General features: G+C 68.7%; 13 protein-coding genes. 6 read left to right on the forward strand and 7 right to left on the reverse strand.

Annotation, left to right across the window (positions count from 1 at the left end; genetic code table 11):
* Positions 1 to 278: 278 nt before the first annotated feature.
* Complete coding sequence (locus ACFXKN_RS21195; RefSeq protein ID WP_378947866.1) at positions 279 to 1,442, forward strand: glycosyltransferase family 4 protein; 1,164 nt, start codon at positions 279 to 281, stop codon at positions 1,440 to 1,442.
* 4 nt (positions 1,443 to 1,446) lie between these two features.
* On the opposite strand, the gene ACFXKN_RS21200 is transcribed toward ACFXKN_RS21195, so the two are convergent.
* Entirely contained in the window at positions 1,447 to 1,707 is a 261-nt protein-coding gene (locus ACFXKN_RS21200; RefSeq protein WP_378947869.1) for a hypothetical protein, read from the reverse strand.
* Between the two features lie 106 nt (positions 1,708 to 1,813).
* A complete protein-coding gene (locus ACFXKN_RS21205) occupies positions 1,814 to 3,676 on the reverse strand; it encodes a hypothetical protein (RefSeq protein ID WP_378947873.1) in 1,863 nt (620 codons plus the stop codon).
* 208 nt (positions 3,677 to 3,884) lie between these two features.
* Between ACFXKN_RS21205 and ACFXKN_RS21210 the strand changes: the two genes are divergently transcribed.
* Entirely contained in the window at positions 3,885 to 5,075 is a 1,191-nt protein-coding gene (locus ACFXKN_RS21210) for a polysaccharide biosynthesis protein (protein WP_378948240.1), read from the forward strand.
* Positions 5,076 to 5,134: 59 nt separating this feature from the next.
* Here the strand turns inward: ACFXKN_RS21210 and ACFXKN_RS21215 are convergent, their stop codons facing one another.
* Positions 5,135 to 6,313 carry a DUF3068 domain-containing protein gene (locus ACFXKN_RS21215; RefSeq protein WP_378947876.1) on the reverse strand — a complete coding sequence of 393 codons (1,179 nt, stop codon included), beginning with the start codon at positions 6,311 to 6,313 and terminating at the stop codon, positions 5,135 to 5,137.
* A gap of 74 nt (positions 6,314 to 6,387) precedes the next feature.
* Between ACFXKN_RS21215 and ACFXKN_RS21220 the strand changes: the two genes are divergently transcribed.
* Positions 6,388 to 7,605: an acyltransferase family protein gene (locus tag ACFXKN_RS21220; protein WP_378947880.1), complete on the forward strand. Its 1,218-nt coding sequence runs from the start codon at positions 6,388 to 6,390 to the stop codon at positions 7,603 to 7,605.
* A gap of 7 nt (positions 7,606 to 7,612) precedes the next feature.
* On the opposite strand, the gene ACFXKN_RS21225 is transcribed toward ACFXKN_RS21220, so the two are convergent.
* The 4 genes from ACFXKN_RS21225 to ACFXKN_RS21240 all read right to left on the reverse strand — a co-directional run bounded on the left by ACFXKN_RS21225 (position 7,613) and on the right by ACFXKN_RS21240 (position 13,911).
* Positions 7,613 to 12,043: an alpha-(1->3)-arabinofuranosyltransferase gene (locus ACFXKN_RS21225; protein ID WP_378948243.1), complete on the reverse strand. Its 4,431-nt coding sequence runs from the start codon at positions 12,041 to 12,043 to the stop codon at positions 7,613 to 7,615.
* Positions 12,024 to 12,194 carry a DUF2613 domain-containing protein gene (locus tag ACFXKN_RS21230; RefSeq protein WP_022566695.1) on the reverse strand — a complete coding sequence of 57 codons (171 nt, stop codon included), beginning with the start codon at positions 12,192 to 12,194 and terminating at the stop codon, positions 12,024 to 12,026. Before ACFXKN_RS21230 ends, ACFXKN_RS21225 begins: the two co-directional genes overlap by 20 nt.
* A gap of 40 nt (positions 12,195 to 12,234) precedes the next feature.
* On the reverse strand, positions 12,235 to 13,359 hold the full coding sequence (locus tag ACFXKN_RS21235; RefSeq protein WP_378947883.1) for an isochorismate synthase MenF: 1,125 nt from the start codon (positions 13,357 to 13,359) through the stop codon (positions 12,235 to 12,237).
* Between the two features lie 84 nt (positions 13,360 to 13,443).
* Complete coding sequence (locus ACFXKN_RS21240) at positions 13,444 to 13,911, reverse strand: universal stress protein (RefSeq protein ID WP_378947886.1); 468 nt, start codon at positions 13,909 to 13,911, stop codon at positions 13,444 to 13,446.
* 114 nt (positions 13,912 to 14,025) lie between these two features.
* Here ACFXKN_RS21240 and ACFXKN_RS21245 point away from each other — a divergent pair, with 114 nt between their 5' ends.
* From ACFXKN_RS21245 to ACFXKN_RS21255, 3 genes are all read left to right on the forward strand, one after another.
* Entirely contained in the window at positions 14,026 to 15,195 is a 1,170-nt protein-coding gene (locus tag ACFXKN_RS21245; RefSeq protein ID WP_378947889.1) for a glycoside hydrolase family 3 N-terminal domain-containing protein, read from the forward strand.
* Between the two features lie 86 nt (positions 15,196 to 15,281).
* Positions 15,282 to 15,881 (forward strand): TetR/AcrR family transcriptional regulator, encoded by a 600-nt coding sequence (locus ACFXKN_RS21250; protein WP_378947894.1) that lies wholly within the window; start codon positions 15,282 to 15,284, stop codon positions 15,879 to 15,881.
* 113 nt (positions 15,882 to 15,994) lie between these two features.
* The gene (locus ACFXKN_RS21255; protein WP_378947897.1) at positions 15,995 to 17,296 is read left to right on the forward strand and encodes a DUF5685 family protein; all 1,302 of its coding nucleotides are present in this window, start codon (positions 15,995 to 15,997) and stop codon (positions 17,294 to 17,296) included.
* Positions 17,297 to 17,334: the final 38 nt, after the last annotated feature.

Genomic DNA, 17,334 nt, shown 5'->3' on the forward strand with positions numbered 1-17,334 from the left:
CCGTTGCTGGCGGCTGTGCCGCGGACGCAACGGCGGCTAACTCGCGGCCGGGCCGCTACCGCCGCTGCGCGGCGGGACCCTCCTCGAGGTCGGGTCGTGGGGGTTGGGAGTGCGGTCATGGCGGAATTGGGGTTTGACGGTGGCTGGGTAGTGCGGTGAGGGGGGAGTTTGTCGAATGCGGGCCGACGCGGTGTCAGTTTGAGGTTGTTGTGTGGAGCACACCCGCTAGGGTGGGGGCCGACGTTTGTCTGCCACCGACTCGAATGTGAGAAGCGACCGTGCGTGAAGTCCTCCTACTCTGCTGGCGTGACACCGGGCACCCACAGGGCGGCGGCAGCGAGCGGTATCTGGAGCAGGTCGGCGCGCAGTTGGCCGCGCGTGGCATCAAGGTCACCCTGCGTACGGCCGGTTATCCCGGTGCGCCCAAGCGCGAGCGGATCGACGGGATCGACATCAGTCGCGCGGGCGGGCGCTTCACCGTGTACCCCCGCGCCCTGGCCGCCATCGTGGCTGGTCGGCTCGGTTTCGGCCCGCTGCGCGGCCTGCGCCCCGACGTCGTGATCGACACCCAGAACGGCATCCCCTTCTTCGCCACCGCCACGGGCGTGCCCTCGGTGGTGCTGGTGCACCACGGACACCGCGAGCAGTGGCCGGTCGCCGGTCGCCTGGTCGGGCGGATCGGCTGGTGGATCGAATCCACGTTGTCCCCGCGCGTGCACCGCGACAACCAGTACCTCACTGTGTCGCTGCCCTCCGCTGAGGAGCTGTCGGTGCTCGGGGTAGACCGTGAGCGCATCGCCGTGGTCCGCAACGGTGCCGAACCGGTCCCCGCCGAGGTCGTCCCCGGTGCCGATGCCACCCGCGCCACCCACCCGCGCATCGCGGTGCTGTCGCGCCTCGTCCCGCACAAGCAGATCGAAGACGCCCTCACCGCCGTCGCCCACCTGCGCGAACGCTTCCCCGGCGTGCACCTCGACGTCATCGGCGACGGCTGGTGGGCCCCCAACCTGCGCGCCAGTGCCGACTCGCTCGGCATCGCCGACGCCGTCACCTTCCACGGCCACGTCGACGAGCGCCGCAAACACGAGATCCTCTCGACCGCCTGGGTCCACGTGATGCCATCGCGCAAGGAAGGCTGGGGCCTGGCCGTCATCGAGGCCGCCCAGCACGGCGTGCCGACCATCGGCTACCGCAGCTCCCGAGGCCTCACCGACTCCATCGTCGACGGCGTCACCGGTCTCTTGGTCGACGACGCCCCCGCGCTCGCCTCAGCCGCCGCCGACCTCCTCGCCGATCCCGAGATCAGACTGGTCATGGGCGAAAAAGCCCGAGCCCGCGCTAACGAGTTCTCCTGGGAACAGACCGGCGCCGGGGTGCACACGGTTCTGGCCGCCGCAGCCTGCGGAGAACGGGTCTCCGGGTTGGTCGCACCGCGCGACTGACCGCTCAGTCGCGGAACAGTTCGTCGATGCTTTCAGCCGTGATCGCACGGTCGAGCCAGACGACCAGTTGATCCCGATCGTGGCACGAGGAGATCGTGGCTTCCGCCGCAGCAGGGACCGGCACATCGCGCCGGGCGAGGATCCGCAGAATGCTGTCTGCCACCCCCTGATCGTGGCCCTCCTCCAGGCCCTTTTCGAGGCCCTTTTCCAGGCCCTCTTGGCGCAGACGTTGCGAGGTCTCGGAACGGAAGAACGAGAGATCCACAGACATGCGTCATGCCGGAATACCCGGTGCGTCGCCTCATGCTGTGAGCTGACCATAGCGACGACTCTAGATCGTTAATGGGAATTCTGTTCTCTTTACCGGCGTGTCAGGTGACACTCGGTTGGCTCGCCGGGTGACACTCCGGTGGCGTGCGGTGGGGGCGGAGCCCGGCGACGAGTAGGCCTGCGAGTAGCAGGATGGCCCAGACGAGGTGGGCCGCGGTGGAGGCTTGGCGTTGGGATGGGGTGGCGGTGTCGAGGAGGGTGGGGGAGGGGATGCGGTAGAGGGCTAGGTCGGTGTCTTGGTATTCGAGTTCGGCTGTGGCGAGGGTGTTTTCGGAGGTGCCGAGGCGGCCGGGGGTGGTGCGCTCGATGAGGATCCAGCCGACGCCCATGGCTGCTAGATCGGTGGATGGGGCGCCTCGGAGTAGTGCTTCCTCTACCGCGCGGGCGCGGTTGCCCTCGCCGGTTACCGCGTAGCCGCGGACTTGGAGTTCGCCGGTTTGCAGGACATCGTTGGGGAGGATACGGGGAGCGGGGTCTAGTACGGGAGCTGTTCCGCTGTAGGGGAATCGGCGGAACATTCCCGCGGGGAGCACGGCTACGTCGCCGGGGCCGTCGATGTGGTCGACGACCTGTTGCCAGCCTGCGGGGTAGTGGACGGGACGCATGGCGCCGCCGACTCCCCAGGCCAGGTCGGCCAAGGGGAGGGTTATGAGAAGGATGAAAAGGGTTGCGGTGGCCCGTATTCCGAAGTCGCGTCGGTGGGTTTTCGAGTGGGCAACGGATTCCGGCTCGGTGTCTGCTGAGTCCGCGTCCGGATCGCTGTCCGGCTGCCCATCGGTCAGCAGTCGCCGGCTCGCCGTAGCGACGGTGCGGCACGCGGCGGCGACGCACAGCGCGTACGCGGGCATCGCCAAAGCGACGTACTTCTGCGTATCCCGCAGCAGCCCGGCGCCGGGAACGTGCACCATCAACCATTCCCCGGCCGCCAGTCCCCAGCTGGTCGCGCCGAGGGCGGGCAGCACGATCGCCACCGCGGCGATCACCAGCAGGGCCCGCCCGTCACGGCCGAGCGCCCATACGGCCCGCACCCCGCAGGCGACGATGCCGAGCAGCAACAGCGTGCCGACCAGGGCGAGCGGGGTTGTGCGGCTCGCTGGCACGGCCTCGCCGTTCCAGATCCCACCCAGCCCGGCGAGGCTGCCGAGCGTGCCGAGCCACGGTTCGGCACGTGCCGCGAACGCCGAGACCCCGGCCGGGTCCGAAGGATCGGCCCCCGATCCGAGCGCGGTCGCGGTGAGCCAGGGCGCACAGGTCGCGATCCAGACAACGATGGCAGGGAGAAAGGCCCGCCGTCCGACCAGCGCGAGCCCGATGACAGCGGCCAGCAACGAGCCCGTCGGAGTCAATCCGGCGGCGGCGAAGCTCGCGGTCAGCGCGGCCCACCCGCCGAGCGATCCGGTGTGGCCGCCGAACCCGAAGAGGCGGGTGGGTTCTGTTCCGTCCGTGGCTGTTCGGATGCGCGCGGCGGCCAGGGCGGTCCATGGCAGGGCGGCGTATCCGGCGAGCAGGCTCCAGTGCCCCTGCAGAAGTCGTTCCGCGACATAGGGATTCCACAACGCGAGGGTCGCGGCGACCAATTGTGCTCCGGTGGAAGCGGAGATGAATCGTCGTGCGAGTACCGCCGCGCCGTATCCCGCCGACCACAGTGCGACGATCAGGATCGCCTTCACCAGAATCCCGCCGTCGATGACCGGCGAGAGCGCCGCGAGCAAGGCGTCCTGCGGGACGGCGCGGGGTGCGGCGGCGCCCAAGCCGAGTGCTGAATCGGTGAGGTACGAGCGCGGGGTGCTCACCGCGTCCCGCAGCAGCAGGTAGCCCGATCCGGCCAGCGGTCCGACGATGATCATCGTGAGCAGCGCGCAGTATCCGGCCACCAAGGCCCTGGCTCGCCCGCTACTCGTCACGTCCACGCACCTTACGTCCCGTCGAGCCGCGCCGTGGCCGGGGGCGAATAGGCGCTGTTCGGGGTGGAATCGCTCGAGGTGAGTCCGCTCGGACTCACATTTTCGGGGTAGCCGTGATGGCGAACACAGTGAGGTGCGACGATGGGGCGTGTCCTCAGTCCGCCGCCCGCCCGTCGTTGCCGATCTGACCTGGGTGACGGCTGGCGCGATGACCGCCAACGTCGCCGGCTACCTGCTGCAGTTGCTGGCGGCGAGCTGGTTGGGGGTCGAGGGGTACAGCGAGTTCGCGAGTCTGCTCGCGGTGCAGTTGTTGTGCGCGGTCCCCGCGCTGGCCATGCAGAACGTGGTCGCCCGAGAGGTGGTGCGTGGCGCGTCGCCGCGGGCGGTGCGGGCGATGATGTGGCGGTGCGCCGCGTTGGTCGCGGCGGTCGCGGTGGTCCTGATTCCGGTGGTGGCAGGCGTGCTGGACGTAGGTGTGTGGGCCGCGGCTGCCGCGCTCGGTGCGGCGCCCGCGTTGGTGATCCTGTCCGGCGAGCAGGGAATATTGCAGGGCAGCAACCACTTCCGCGCGCTCGCGACGGTGCTCGCGATGGCGGGTACGGCACGGGTGGTGCCCGCGCTGATCGCGCTCGCGCTGGGCGGCGGTGCCGCCGGTGCACTGTGGGCGGGTGCGGTGGGGATCGTCGGCGCGGCGATCGTCGCCGGTCGAATCGCTCGCTCGACGACCGCGGCAGCGGATCTGCCGATCGATGACAGCAGCGGTACGAAAAACGGGGCCACGGCCACCTCTGTCGGCGTCATGCCGGTGCTGCGCGCTGTCCAGGTGCAGGCGGCGCTGATGGCACTGTCCTCGGTCGACCTGATCGTGGTCCGCATCGTCCTCGACGAGGTCGACGCGAGCCGCTACTCGCTCGGCACCATCGCCACCAAGATCGCGTTCTGGCTGCCACAAGCGGTCGGCGTGGTGCTGTATCCCCGGATGGCCCAGCCAACCCATTCGGCCCGCGCGATCCGCGACGCACTCTCGGTGCTCTCATTGATCGGCGTGGTCGCGGTGATCGGCGCCGCGCTGGCCGCCCCCTTGGCCCCCTTGTTCGCCGGCGCCGATTACGCACCCGTTCAGGGCATGCTGTGGCTGTTCGCCCTGCACGGCGCGATCCTGGCGGTCCTCCAGGGCGCCCTGCTCTCAGCGATCGCCGTTGAACGCACCGCTCTGGCCGCCGTCACCTGGATAGGCCTGGCCATCGAGATAACCCTGATGCTCACCTTCGCCCGCACCATCGAATCCGTGATCGGCACCGCCGTCTCCATAGCCGCCGTCACCACCACAATCGTCGCGGTAGTCGTCCTCCGAACAGCCCCCCGGACCCAGCCGAACGCCAGCCCGAAACCCAGCTGAACCCCCCGAAACGAAGACGGCCCCGGTCTATGACCGGGGCCGTCGAAAGCTATTTCCACTCAGGGACGCTTGTCGATGTCAATCTGCTCAGTAGGGGTGTCATAGTCCCCACGGGGGAACTGCGTAGTCGGCGCGTCATCGCCATCCCACCTGTCATCAGGCGCGGCGGTAGGTGCGGGCGTCGGACGCGACCCGCGAGGACTCGCGTGAGCCGGAGTGCCACCACCGCGAAGCCCCAAGAACAACCCGGCCAGCAATGCCAACACACCGAGCACGCCGAACACGATCGGCACCACACGCCCGAACAGCGACAGCTTGTCGGTGTTCTCCTTGGCGATGGCGATCTGTGACTCGACGGTCGCCGCGTCGAACACCAGGTGCGACTTCAGTGCGGTGACCTCGGGCTTGTCGCCGGACCGGGCGTAGAACAGGTGGATCGACTCCCCACCCTTGATCACGGTGCCGGTCTGCGGCTCGACCCACAGGTCACGCACGTTGGCGTAGTAGCGCGTCATGGTGACGGGGGTGTCGCCACCCTCCACGCCCCACTTGGCGGCGGGCAGGGTGAGCCGGTTGGTCGGCGACTGCACGACATCCCAGGTGCTGGTGACCGGCACGGTCTGCTGGAACCGGTACACCTTCATGTTGTTGATCTCGGTCTCTTCGATGAAGTTCGCGTCGAAGGACTCGCGCACGTTGATGTCGAAGTAGGGGTAGGTCTTCTTCTCGGTGCCGATCGGGAAGCGGTAGCCGATGCCGGTGTGCTGCACCGGCTCCATGACGCTGCCCTCTTTGTTCACGGTCACCGCGATCGACCCGTTGGGCTCGGTATCCACCGGCATGCCGGTGGTGCGCGAGATGGTGACGCGGTCGATGGCGGCGGTGAGCAGGCCGGTGTCGCCCTGCACGTCGGTGCGTCGCAGCGTCGTGCCTGCCTGCAGCGTCATCTCGTCGGCGTCGGAGGGCTCCTCGACGGTGACGAAACGCTGGGAGATCAGCGGCACATCCTTGTTCACCACGGCGGCACCGTCACCGGAGGTCAGCGACTTGGAGTCGAGGACGAGGCTTTCCTCGCCCGGCTGATTCTCCGCGATCGTGGTGATCTCGAGATCGAGTGGAGTCTTGGCGACTTTGCTCACCGTGTAGGTGGGGATCATCAGCGCGGCGACGAGTAATGCCGCGCCCAGACCCACGAGCACACAGGCGACCGTTCTTCTGGTACCGGCACTCAGTGCCATGCAAACTCCTCGTCGTTCGAACACGGATGGCCCGACACTAACAGCCCAGGCCTCGAAGGTTGCGGTGCTGTGCCATGGAAATCGCCGACACGGCAGACTGGACCATGATGACGACCGCCACCGCCCCTGTTTCGCCCCCGCGCGCCTTCATTCCCGCCCTCGAAGGGATGCGCGGAATGGCGGCGCTCGGAGTGCTGGTCACGCACGTCGCCTTCCAGACCGGAACGAGCCGGATACCGGTCCTCGGCCCGATCCTGGAACGCTTCGATATGGCGGTCGCGGTGTTCTTCGCGCTGTCGGGTTTCCTGCTGTGGCGCCCGCACGCCGCGGCCGCGCACGGACTCGGCCGCGCGCCGAGAACCTCCCGCTACCTGCTGCACCGGGTGGCCAGGGTGATGCCCGCGTACTGGGTCGTTGTGGTGTTCGTCTTGCTGTTGCTGCCCGGCGCGGCGCATTCGGCGAACCTGCGGGTGTGGTTGTCGAACCTGAACCTGCTGCAGGTGTTCATACCGCTGACGTTGACCGATGGCCTCACACAGATGTGGAGCCTGTCGGTGGAGATGGCGTTCTACCTGGTACTGCCGCTGTTGGCATGGCTGGTCGTGCGACTGCGCGGCCCCGCGGCCCGGTGGCGGGTGCCGGTGCTGTGCGGGCTGGTCGCGGTGTGTCTGACCTGGAATCTGTGGCCGATCCCCACGCCGGACGCGATCCACGCCGACAACTGGTTGCCCGCCTATCTGCCGTGGTTCGCGGCGGGCATGCTCCTGGCGGAACTGATTCACCTGGTGCGACCTGAGGTGCGGTGGGCCCGGATTATGTCGAGTCAGCCGTTGATGTGGGCGGTCGCGCTCGCGGCGCTTCTGCTCTCGGCGACCGAGTTCGGCGGCCCGGCCGGTCTGGAACGCGCGCAACCGTGGCAGTACGCGATGAAGATGGTGCTCGGCATGATCCTCGGCTTCTGCCTGCTCGCGCCCCTGGTGATAGCCCGACCCGACGCCCCGCACCGCTGGCTGGAATCGCGAACCGCCGCGATCCTCGGCCGCTGGTCCTACGGCATCTTCCTCTGGCACCTGGTGGTCCTCACCGTGGTCTTCCCGGTTTTCGGGATCATGCCCTTCAACGGCCACTTCCTCTACGTGATCATCCTGACCACAGCCCTCACCCTCCCACTGGCCGCCGCGAGCTTCGCCCTGATCGAAGAACCCGCCCGCCGCTGGGCAGCCCGCTGGGATCGGCGGGCCGCGTCCGCGCACGCCGAACGTGAATCGGTCGACAGTTCGGCGGTGCGCTGAGTCCCGTTCAGCGGCGGCGTGGGAGTGCCGCCACCCCGACGGCGACGACCGCGATGGCCGCAGGTGCCTGAGCCCACAGCGAGCCGCCCATGTATTCGGTGCCAGAACGCCAGGTCCCGGTCGACAGGGCCGCCGCCGAGATCAGTGTCCCGAGGCCCGCGAGCCAGGGCAGGGTCCGAGCGGTCACTGCGGGCCGGAAGTAGGCGCAGCCCAACGCGATCAGTGTGAACGCCGCACCGAACGGTCCGGAGATGACTGCGATCACGCCGGTCAGCCCGATAGCCGCGATCGGGCGCACACCCCAAGTGCTCGGAGCGGGCCCGGCGTCGGAAACCGCACGTCGGCGCGGAATCGCAAGCAGCACAAGGGGAATCAGCAGCAACAGCCCGCCGAAGATCGCCAGCCGATACCAGCGGTCCGCCGGGAACGACACCGTGATCTCCCCGCTGGTCCCGGGCGGAACGAGCCAAGCCTGCTGCCAACCGTCGACAACGATGGGCGACAGTTCCCGCCCGTCGGCGGTGTGCGCCTGCCAGCCGACATTGGTGCTCAGCGGCAGAACCAGCAGCTGAGTACCCGTCGCCGAGTGTCCGGGACCGGCGGGGGTTTCCGGCGTGACATCCGTGGGCGCGGCCGTGGTTTCGCTGAGTTCGGCGGGGGTTTCCGGTGCGGCATCGGTAGGTGTTTCGCTGAGTTCGGCAGGGGTTTCCGGTGCGGTCGGTGTGCTGGTTTTGCCCGGGTAGTGGTCGGTCCGGGGCAGGCGTAGTCGGTCGACGGTGAACAGCTCAGTCGGGGCGACGGTGAGGTCGGGGTGACCGGGGAGGAGTTCGATGTCGGCCGCGTCTTGTGGGCACGGTTGCGCGGAAACCGGAGCGCCGGAGCGGAGTTCGTCGGCGGTGGCGGTGATCGTCGTATGGACGGCGCGCCCACCGATGGCGATCACCGGTCCCGCGTCGCAGCCGATGGTGACGAGCCGGTCGCCGGGGGCATGTGCGGGGTACTCGGGGCCGAGCACTTCGACTTCGGCCAGCCCGGTGGGCTGGGTGAGGACGAAGCCGAGTGCGGTGCGGTCGAGAACCTCGTTCCAGCTCTGGATGCTGATCTCGATGCGATCGGTTTCGGTGGGGTACAGCGAGATTCGGGCAGGTTCGCCGTGCTCGCGTTCGGGCAGTTCCCGGATCTGTGGGCCGTTGCCCATGTTCACCGCGACGGCGGTAGCTGTCGCGGGCAGTCCGCCCAATGCGGTGGTGATGTCGAGTCCGGTCACCATCGTCGGCTCCGGAAGTTCCAGTACCAGTGTGGGTTTGCCGCCCGCGAGCCCGCGCACGGTGGACTCCGGTGCGGTCCAGGTGGTCTTCGGGTCGCCATCAGTGGCGGCGAAGGCGGCACCGCGCAGGTCGGCGATGTCGGCTTTACCGCGTGCCACCGGCCTGGTCGGGTCGGTGAGCAACGCCTCCAGCGCGGGCCCGGGTCGGGTGCGCACGGTGAGGTCGGTGCCGACGGTGAGCGGCTCCGGCACCGAGAGAGTGCGGCCGAAGATGCCGGGTTCCTCGGCGGGCAGACCGAGTCCCCTACTGCAGTGCACGCGGTCGGGACCGTCGAAACAGCTACTGCGACCAGGGAATTCCTGTCCGAGATCCCACCCGCTGACAATCGTTCCCGCGGCCACATCGGGCAGCACGACCCGATGCCGGATATCGACACGCACCGGCGCTTCCCGATTCGAGTAGTCGTCGAGCGTGAGCTCGCTGATCCCGAATTGCCCACCACGAGTGCCGGTTTCGGTGCGGGCGGCGGAGATCATCACCCAGTCGGACTTGCCCGCGGGTAGCGCGACAGACACGGGCTCACCGGGTTCGGTGATCCGCGCCGACACCGTCCCGCGTGCGGTGCGAACTTCGACCCACTTCACCGGATCACCCAGCGCCGCCCCCGTGGTGGTGAAGCGCAGCGAACCGTTGGCGATCGGCTTGTCGAGATCGAGTCGAAGCCATTGCCCGAGAGCCGATTCCGACCCATTGCTGATCCAGGCGGTACTCGGATCGCCGTCCACGGCGGCCGCGGTCGAGCTACCGGGTGCTGCCCCGCCGATCTGGGTGGCGTCGGCGGCGGAGCTGGACGCGGTGACCTTCGCGCCCGACCACTCGCCCTGCACGAGTTCGGCGCCGTCGACCGGGTAGTCGGGGACCAGATTGTGGGTGCGCCGGGCGTCGTCGGCGGCGCGGACCGCCGAGCTGTGGTTGTCGACCCGGCCGAAGTCGGTCTCGCGATCCATCGGGGTGTCGGTCACCAGGACGGGCTGCGGCGGTAACCCGGCACGCCGGGCATCCGCTTCGAGAAGCACTGGCGCCGTGGGGTTCTCGCTGTCTCGGCGCACTCGCTCCAGTACTTCGGGACCGCCTCGGACGACGGGGATCGAATCCAGCGGGGTCGTGTACGCGCCGGGGAATCCGGGTGGTGCCCCGGTGCCGCTGCGCACGTCGACGGGAGTGCCGGGCGGCGGCACGTCGACCCGGTAGATCTCGACCGCCGGATAGGCGGGCAGCAGATCGTTGTCGACCACCAGTCCCGCATCCGCCGCGCGCGGCCCGATGTTCGCGCCGAACGAGGCAACCTTGGTCAACCCCGGCGAGCCCTCGATCGCGCGGTGCGCCAGTATCGGGCGCGTGGAACGGGACGTCTCGGGGTCGAGGTCGTTGCGCAACACCAGGATTCCGATGCCCTGGTCGGCGAGAGTGGCGGCGAGACCGGTCGACGGTCTGCCGTCGGCGATCAGCCGCTGCACCGAATCCATCGCGCGAATCGTGCCCGGCGGATTCAGTGGAACCGAATCACGCACGGCCCAGGGGGTACTCGCCAAGGCCTGCAGCGGTTCGTCGCGGGTGAGTCCCCAGATCTGACTGCCGAACGGCGCACCCGGCACGACCAGCGCGCGGGTGTCGGCGGCATTGTCGGCCAGCCAGTCGGCGGTATCGGTCCAGTAGGCGGGCACCCGGTCGTAGGCGCCGCGCGGGGCGAGCCGACCGGTCCACGCCAATGAGGTCGCGAGGGTGAGCGCGGCCAGGATCAGCGCGGCGACCGCGACCATCCGATCGCGCTCGGGATGGGCGAAAGAGCTGCGCCACACCGGCATCGGTACGGAAGCGGGCAGGGCGACGCGGCCGAGCAGGTGCGCCAGCCCCACCACGAGTGGCAGCCGGATCAGCGGTTCGAGCTTGTGCACATTCCGCAGCGGCGCACCGCCGGCGTCGAGGAAGATCCGCACCGATTCGGCGAACGGCCCCCCGAGCGTCCCGACATACCCCGCACAGATCCCCGCCAGCCCCACGCACAGGATCAGCGCGAACCTGCCCCGATACGGCATCGACGACCGCGCGAGTCCGGCCATTCCCGCCGCCGCGAGCAAGCCGGTCGCCAGCACCGCGGCGGGCTGGGTTACCAGCACCGCACCGGCGATCCGCTCCGGCGAGACGAACGGTGTCCAGCTATCGGTCCCGCGCAGCACCTCGCTCAACGCCGCCCACTGCGTCGTCACCCCCGACGACTCGATGAAATCGAGGAACGGCGGACTCACCTTGCCGAGCAGCAGCAGCGGCACCACCCACCAGAAAGTGGCAAGGACCAGCAGCGGAATCCACGCCCGGGTAAACCGCCACCACTGCCGATTCGGCCGGTAGGAGGCCCACCACAGCGCCGCGGGCAGGAACGCCGCCACGGTCGCGACAGCATTGACCGATCCCATCAACGCCAGTGCGAGCGCGCTTCCCGCCGGAGACAGCGGGCCGCCTCGGCGCGTCGAGGGTTTCTCGGTATCGGATGCCACACGGTCGCCGGCCGGGTCGCCGGGTTGCGCCTGGTCGAGTGCCGCCGCGCCGCGCCGCGTTTTCACGGCGACGCCCAGCGCCGCGGGCGCGAGCAGAACCCACGGCGCCAGCATCATCGGCAAGGTTTCCGAGGAGATCGAGCCGAGCGTGGTCAGCACGCGCGGCGACAAGGCGAACGCGATGCCCGCGATCACGCGTGACCCGCGCGAGCCGATGCCGAGCGTTTCGCACAGCTTGACGATTCCCCAGAACCCGGCGAGCAGCAGCAGCGCCCACCAGACGCGCTGGGTGACCCACGCGGGCAGGTGCAGGAGGTGCCCTGCGGAGAAGAAGGTGCCGTGGGGGAAGAAGTAGCCGTAGGCCTGGTTCTGCACCTGGCCCATCGGGGCCTGACTGCTCCACAGGTGAGACGCCCGCGCGAGGAAACCGAGCGGGTTCTGCGCGAGGTCGTATTTGGTGTCGGCGACGGTGAGGCCGGGCGCCTGCGCGAAGGTCAGTACGAAGGCGGCTACTACCGAGCCGACGAGCCAGCGCCAACCGAGTGGCGCCTTGTCCGGTTGCCCCGAGGTGGGGCGCGACGCGCGGGCGTCAGCCTCAGCGGCTGCCGTATTCAGGGGCGTTGAGCAGCGAGGAGTCTTTGTCACCGCTGCGGTCGATCGAGGGCGCCGTGTTCTGCTGGACGGCCGCCGTGATTGCGAAGACGGCGATCGCGCTCAGCAGGGCGCCGCCGACCGCGCTGGCAACAGCCGGAACAGCAAACTTCATCGCGCACTCCAATACGCTCGACGTCGGGGCCTGTCTCCGGTCAACCTAGCAGGTCTATCGAGCTCAGTCGGTCGTTGGGCAGCTCGCAACGCAGCGCGCCGAGCAGGGTGCGAAGTTTGGCGGTGGTCTCGGCCAGTTCGGCCAGTGGATCGGAGGCAGCCACGATCCCGCCGCCCGCGCTGGCGCGCAGAACGCGCTGATCGGCCGATAGTTCGCCGCCGCGAATCGCGACGACCCATTCGCCGTCGCCGTCGTCGCCACACCAGCCCACCGCCCCGCCATAGAACCCGCGCCACGGTTCATCGGTGGTGATGGCGTCGAGCGCGGCGGCGAAGGGCGTGCCGTTGACGGCGGGCGTCGGGTGCAGCAGCAGTGCCAGGTCGAGTGCGGTGGTCGACGGATCGCGCAGCACGCCGTGGATGGGCGTGGCCAGGTGCCAGACCTGTTCGGTGCTGAGAAGCTCGGGCGCGTCGGGGATGTGCAGCTCCGCGCAGACCGGCGCCAGTTGTTGGCGGATCCACTCGATCACGAAGGCATGCTCGGCGTGATTCTTGGTGCTGGACAACAGCTCTCGAGCCTGCGCCGCGTCATCGGCTGGGTCGGCGAGGCGGGGGAGGGTGCCTGCCAGCGGATGCAGACTCACGCGATCACCGTGCCGTGCGACCAGCACTTCGGGCGTCGCGCCGATCAGCGTCTCGCCGTCGCGCCCCGCCGCGGACAGCTCGACCGCGTATACGGCGGCATTCGGATGCCTGGTGAGCAGGTGTCCGGCCAGCACCTCCGGGTCGAGCGGCGCGTCGGCCTCGAGCACCATCGACCGCGCGGCCACCACCTTGCGCAGCTCGTTCGCGGGGTCGCCGAGTTGCTCGACCAGCTTCGTCACCCGCGCCACATGCTCTGGTGCACTGGGTATCTCGGCCACTACCCGCACGCCGGGCAAAGCGGGCAGCGCGGCGGGCCGCCACGGACCCGCGGTGTGCAGCACGCTCTCGGGCTGCCAGAGCGCGGCCGCCGCCCGCGGATCGAACGGCAGCGCGCCGACGATCAGCTTCGGGGCGGCGGTCCGGCGCAACGCCTCGGCCGCCTGCCGGGGATCCGAATACCTCGCGCGCACGCCCGAGGTCCGTAATACCGCGTCGGGTCGAGCGAGCAGGAATTCGTTCATGGTTCTTCGACCATAACGCCGCGACCGTGGCCCCGATCCAGGAGAGCGACCGAACTCTCAACTGCTCGGCGCCACCACGAACCGCTACTGCTCCGGCGGCACCAGGAAGACCGGCCGATGACCGTGCTTGAGCACCGCTTCGGCGACGCTGCTGTGCAACAGCGCGCGCAGCCCCGTGGAACCGCGCGTACCGGCGACGATGATGTCGACGTCGAGCTCATCGGCACAATCCACGATGGCGTTCCAGATCGTGGTGGTGCACTCGGCGGTGCGCGGCTCGGCGTCGATTCCGGCCAGTTTCGCCAGGTGCACGCCCTCGGCGTTGATCTTGCGGGCATCGGTGTAGGCGATGTCCTCCACCTCCTCGTCGGGCACCCAGTCCGGCTGCATCACCCCGGCGAGCCCGGAGATGCGCGCGGCCTGGCGCACCATCGGTTCCCACGCGGTGAGCAGAATCGCGCGTTCGGCGGTCAGGAACCGCCCCGCGTACTCGATGGCTCGTTTGGCGTGTTCGGAACCGTCGTAGGCGATGAGCATCCGATCGCATGCCATGACGACCTCCTGCGCTGGTCGGAGCGGCTTTTTCATCAGATTACCCCTGGACGGGGTGTATCAATCCGAACCGGAGTGGTGGGGTTGGCGCCGGAGCGGGCTACCGTGGAGCGCATGCGGAAATCGCCTGTGGTCGTGTTCGCAGTCCTCGCCGCCGTTGCCACCGCCTGTTCGGGAGGTTCGTCTAACGAGACGTCGCCCGCGGCGAGTAGCAGCGCAGTGGCTGCCCCGTCGGCCGCCGGGGATCCGGCCTCGGCAACACCGACCCAAAGCAATTGTGGCGCGGACTATCTCGCCAAACTCTCCCAGCGAGAGAAGCTCGCCCAGTTGTTGACTGTCGGCATCACCGGTTCGGCGGATGCCTCGAACGTGGTGAGTTCGGAGCAGGTGGGCGGCATCTTCGTCGGCAGCTGGACCGATCCGAGCCTGCTGGACAAGACGGCACTGGACGCGGTGAAAGCGCAGGCCAAGGTGCCGTTGATGGTGACCATCGATGAAGAAGGCGGGCGGGTCTCGCGCGCGAAGAACGTGATCGGCGCCGCGCCGTCGGCCCGCGAGGTCGCGCAGACCATGTCGCCCCAGGAGTACTACCAGTTCACCCTGACCAGGTCGAAGGCACTGAAGGACGTCGGCGTCACTGTCAATTTCGCGCCCGATGCCGATGTGAGCAGCCAGCCCGCCGACAGCGTGATCGGCGACCGCTCCTACAGCGACGACCCGAAGGTCGTCTCCGAATTCGCCGGCGCCTACATTCGCGCGTCCAACGAGGTGGGCCTCGGCTCGGTCATCAAGCATTTCCCCGGCCACGGTTCCGGTTCCGGCGACTCGCACACCGGCGCCGTGACCACCCCACCCCTGGATCAGTTGCAGGACTCCGACCTGGTGCCGTTCCGCGACCTGGTGAACTCCGGCGCGGCGGTGATGGTCGGTCACCTCGACGTCCCCGGCCTGACCGAACCCGACGTGCCCGCCAGCATCAGCCCGGCCGTGATGACGCTGCTGCGCGAGGGCAAGGGCTACGGTGCCCCGCCGTTCGACGGCCCGATCTTCACCGACGATCTCAGTGGCATGGCCGCCATCACCGCCCGCATGTCCATCGCCGAGGCGGTCGAGGCCACGCTCGTCGCGGGCGCCGACAATGCCCTGTGGATCAGTACCGATGCGGTGCCGCAGGTACTCGACCGTTTGGAACAGTCGGTCGCGAGTGGCAAACTGCCCGCCGACCGGGTCGACACTTCCGTACTGCGGATGGCGCGCTACAAGGGCGTAGCGCTGGGCTGCTGATCGCACCCGGCGACTGTGCGGCAAATGAGCGCGGGTTAACTTACCTTCAAGTAAGATAGGTGGTTCACCCTGCGGTAGGAGAGTGGATGGCAGGCGGGACCAAGCGACTTCCCCGGGCGGTTCGCGAGCAGCAGATGCTCGATGCCGCTGTCGAGGTGTTCGCGCGCAAAGGCTTCCATGACACGTCGATGGATGCCATCGCCGCCGAGGCGAAGATCTCCAAACCCATGCTCTACCTGTACTACGGCTCCAAGGACGAACTCTTCCGCGCCTGCATCCAGCGCGAGGGTCTACGTTTCATCGAGGCCGTCGCGCCCGCGGGTAACCCGCAGCTGACCCCCCACGAGCAGGTTCGCACCGCACTGGAGGGCTTCCTCGATTTTGTCGACCGCAACCGGCAGTCCTGGCAGGTCCTCTACCGTCAGGCGATCGGTCAGCAAACTTTCGCCTCGGAAATCGACAATGCCCGTGAGCGCGTCATCGAACTCACCGCGAAGCTGCTGGAATCCAGTGCCAAGAACGCCGACCCCGGTACCAATTTCGAGGTCGTCGCGGCGGCGGTGATCGGCGCGGGCGAGGCCATCGCCGACCGGGTCGCGAGCGGGCGGATCGAAGTAGCGGAGGCGGTCGACCTGCTCGACGATCTCGCCTGGCGCGGTCTGGCCGGGCGCAAGAAGTCCGAGTAGCGGTTGCGGTCGTCCCCTCCGGCTGCGAGGGTGCAGGGTTAGGCGTTCTCCCGCGCCTTTCGCTCCGGCCCTGTGCGCCTGAGCTCGGCAGGCGTTACGACAGGCGGATATCAGTGTTCGGTGTGTTGAAGCCGTGTGCGCACGGTGCGGCGAAATACGGCATCGATCCGGGGCAGTGGCAGGCACATATGTGCGGGCTGTGTCTGGGTCTGCGTGACGGGCACGGTCAGTTGGCCCGTGCCGCGACGAATACCGATGCGATCGTGCTCAGTGTGCTCACCGAGGCGCAGTCGGGTGCGGGTGCGCGCACGACCGCGGGCCCGTGTCCGCTGCGGGGGATGAAGCGCGCTTCGGTGGTCGCCGCGAGTTCGCCGGGCGTGCAGCTGGCTGCCACGGCGTCACTGTTGCTGGGCGCGGCCAAGATCGGCGATCATGTCGAGGACGGTGACGCCGCCGCCTTCGCCCGCCGGCCGATGCGCAAGGTTTCGAGCACTTGGGCGGCACGTGCGCAGCGGCAGGCCGCACAGATCGGCCTCGATGTGGCACCGCTGCTCGCGGCGATCGCCACCCAGGGCGCGGTGGAAGCGCGCGCGGCGCGGTCGTCGACCGAACTGCGCGCAGTCTCGGCCGCCGTTGGTGCGTCCGATCCGGCACTTCCGGCTGCGATCGATGCGTCGGATTCCGTTGGGGCACGGCGGGATTTGTCGCCGTCGATGGTCGAAGTGATCACTCTCGACGAACTCACCGGGCCGACGCAGCTCTGTGCCGCCACTCTCTTCGGCCACACCGCGACGCTGGCCGGTCGACCGGAAAACGTTGCGGCCCTGCAGGAGATCGGGCGTCACGTCGGCCGAATCGCGCATCTGGCCGATGCCATCGAAGACCTCGAGCGCGACCGAGCGCGCGGCCGTTTCAATCCGCTCGAGGCCACCGGCACCGATATGCCCCGCGCCTATGATCTGTTGCGCGAGAGCGAGTCCCGAATTCGGCAGGTCGCGGCCGAGACCGAACTCGACCAGCTGCCGACCGTGCGCTGGGCGCTGCTCGATCCGCTGGCGAGCCTGCTGCGAAACCTCGGCAAAGGTCTGGGCATCGTGGTCGGCCACGTCTGCCGCGCTTCCGTCACGGCGCAACAGCGTTCGCCGTACGAATTCCCGTCCCCGCCCGAACAGCGACCGAACCGGCCCGGTCCGTTCGAGACGCTCGGTGTGGTCATGGGCATCTATTGCACCGGTCTGGCCTGCTGTTTCGACCACACCAGCCCGTGTACCGGCGAGAAAAAGGATGCCTGGGCCAAGCGCTGCGATTGCGGTAGTTGCTGCGATTGCGGTGAGTGCTGCGGTGGTTGCTGCGGCGAGGACGGTTGCTGCAGCGGTTGCGGTTGCGACAGTTGCGGTTGCGACTGTAGCTGCTGACGAAAAAGGCTCGCGCGGTGGCGAATCCGCCTGCTCGC

The organism is Nocardia sp. NPDC059195, assembly GCF_042754695.1.
In the GTDB taxonomy this organism is placed as follows: Bacteria; Actinomycetota; Actinomycetes; order Mycobacteriales; family Mycobacteriaceae; genus Nocardia.

Coding starts and splice junctions, on each gene's coding strand:
- ACFXKN_RS21245 (WP_378947889.1), top strand. CDS start 14,026: ATGCGGAAATCGCCTGTGGTCGTGTTCGCAGTCCTCGCCGCCGTTGCC.
- ACFXKN_RS21235 (WP_378947883.1), bottom strand. CDS start 13,359: ATGAACGAATTCCTGCTCGCTCGACCCGACGCGGTATTACGGACCTCG.
- ACFXKN_RS21210 (WP_378948240.1), top strand. CDS start 3,885: ATGACCGCCAACGTCGCCGGCTACCTGCTGCAGTTGCTGGCGGCGAGC.
- ACFXKN_RS21220 (WP_378947880.1), top strand. CDS start 6,388: ATGGAAATCGCCGACACGGCAGACTGGACCATGATGACGACCGCCACC.
- ACFXKN_RS21250 (WP_378947894.1), top strand. CDS start 15,282: ATGGCAGGCGGGACCAAGCGACTTCCCCGGGCGGTTCGCGAGCAGCAG.
- ACFXKN_RS21240 (WP_378947886.1), bottom strand. CDS start 13,911: ATGGCATGCGATCGGATGCTCATCGCCTACGACGGTTCCGAACACGCC.
- ACFXKN_RS21230 (WP_022566695.1), bottom strand. CDS start 12,194: ATGAAGTTTGCTGTTCCGGCTGTTGCCAGCGCGGTCGGCGGCGCCCTG.
- ACFXKN_RS21215 (WP_378947876.1), bottom strand. CDS start 6,313: ATGGCACTGAGTGCCGGTACCAGAAGAACGGTCGCCTGTGTGCTCGTG.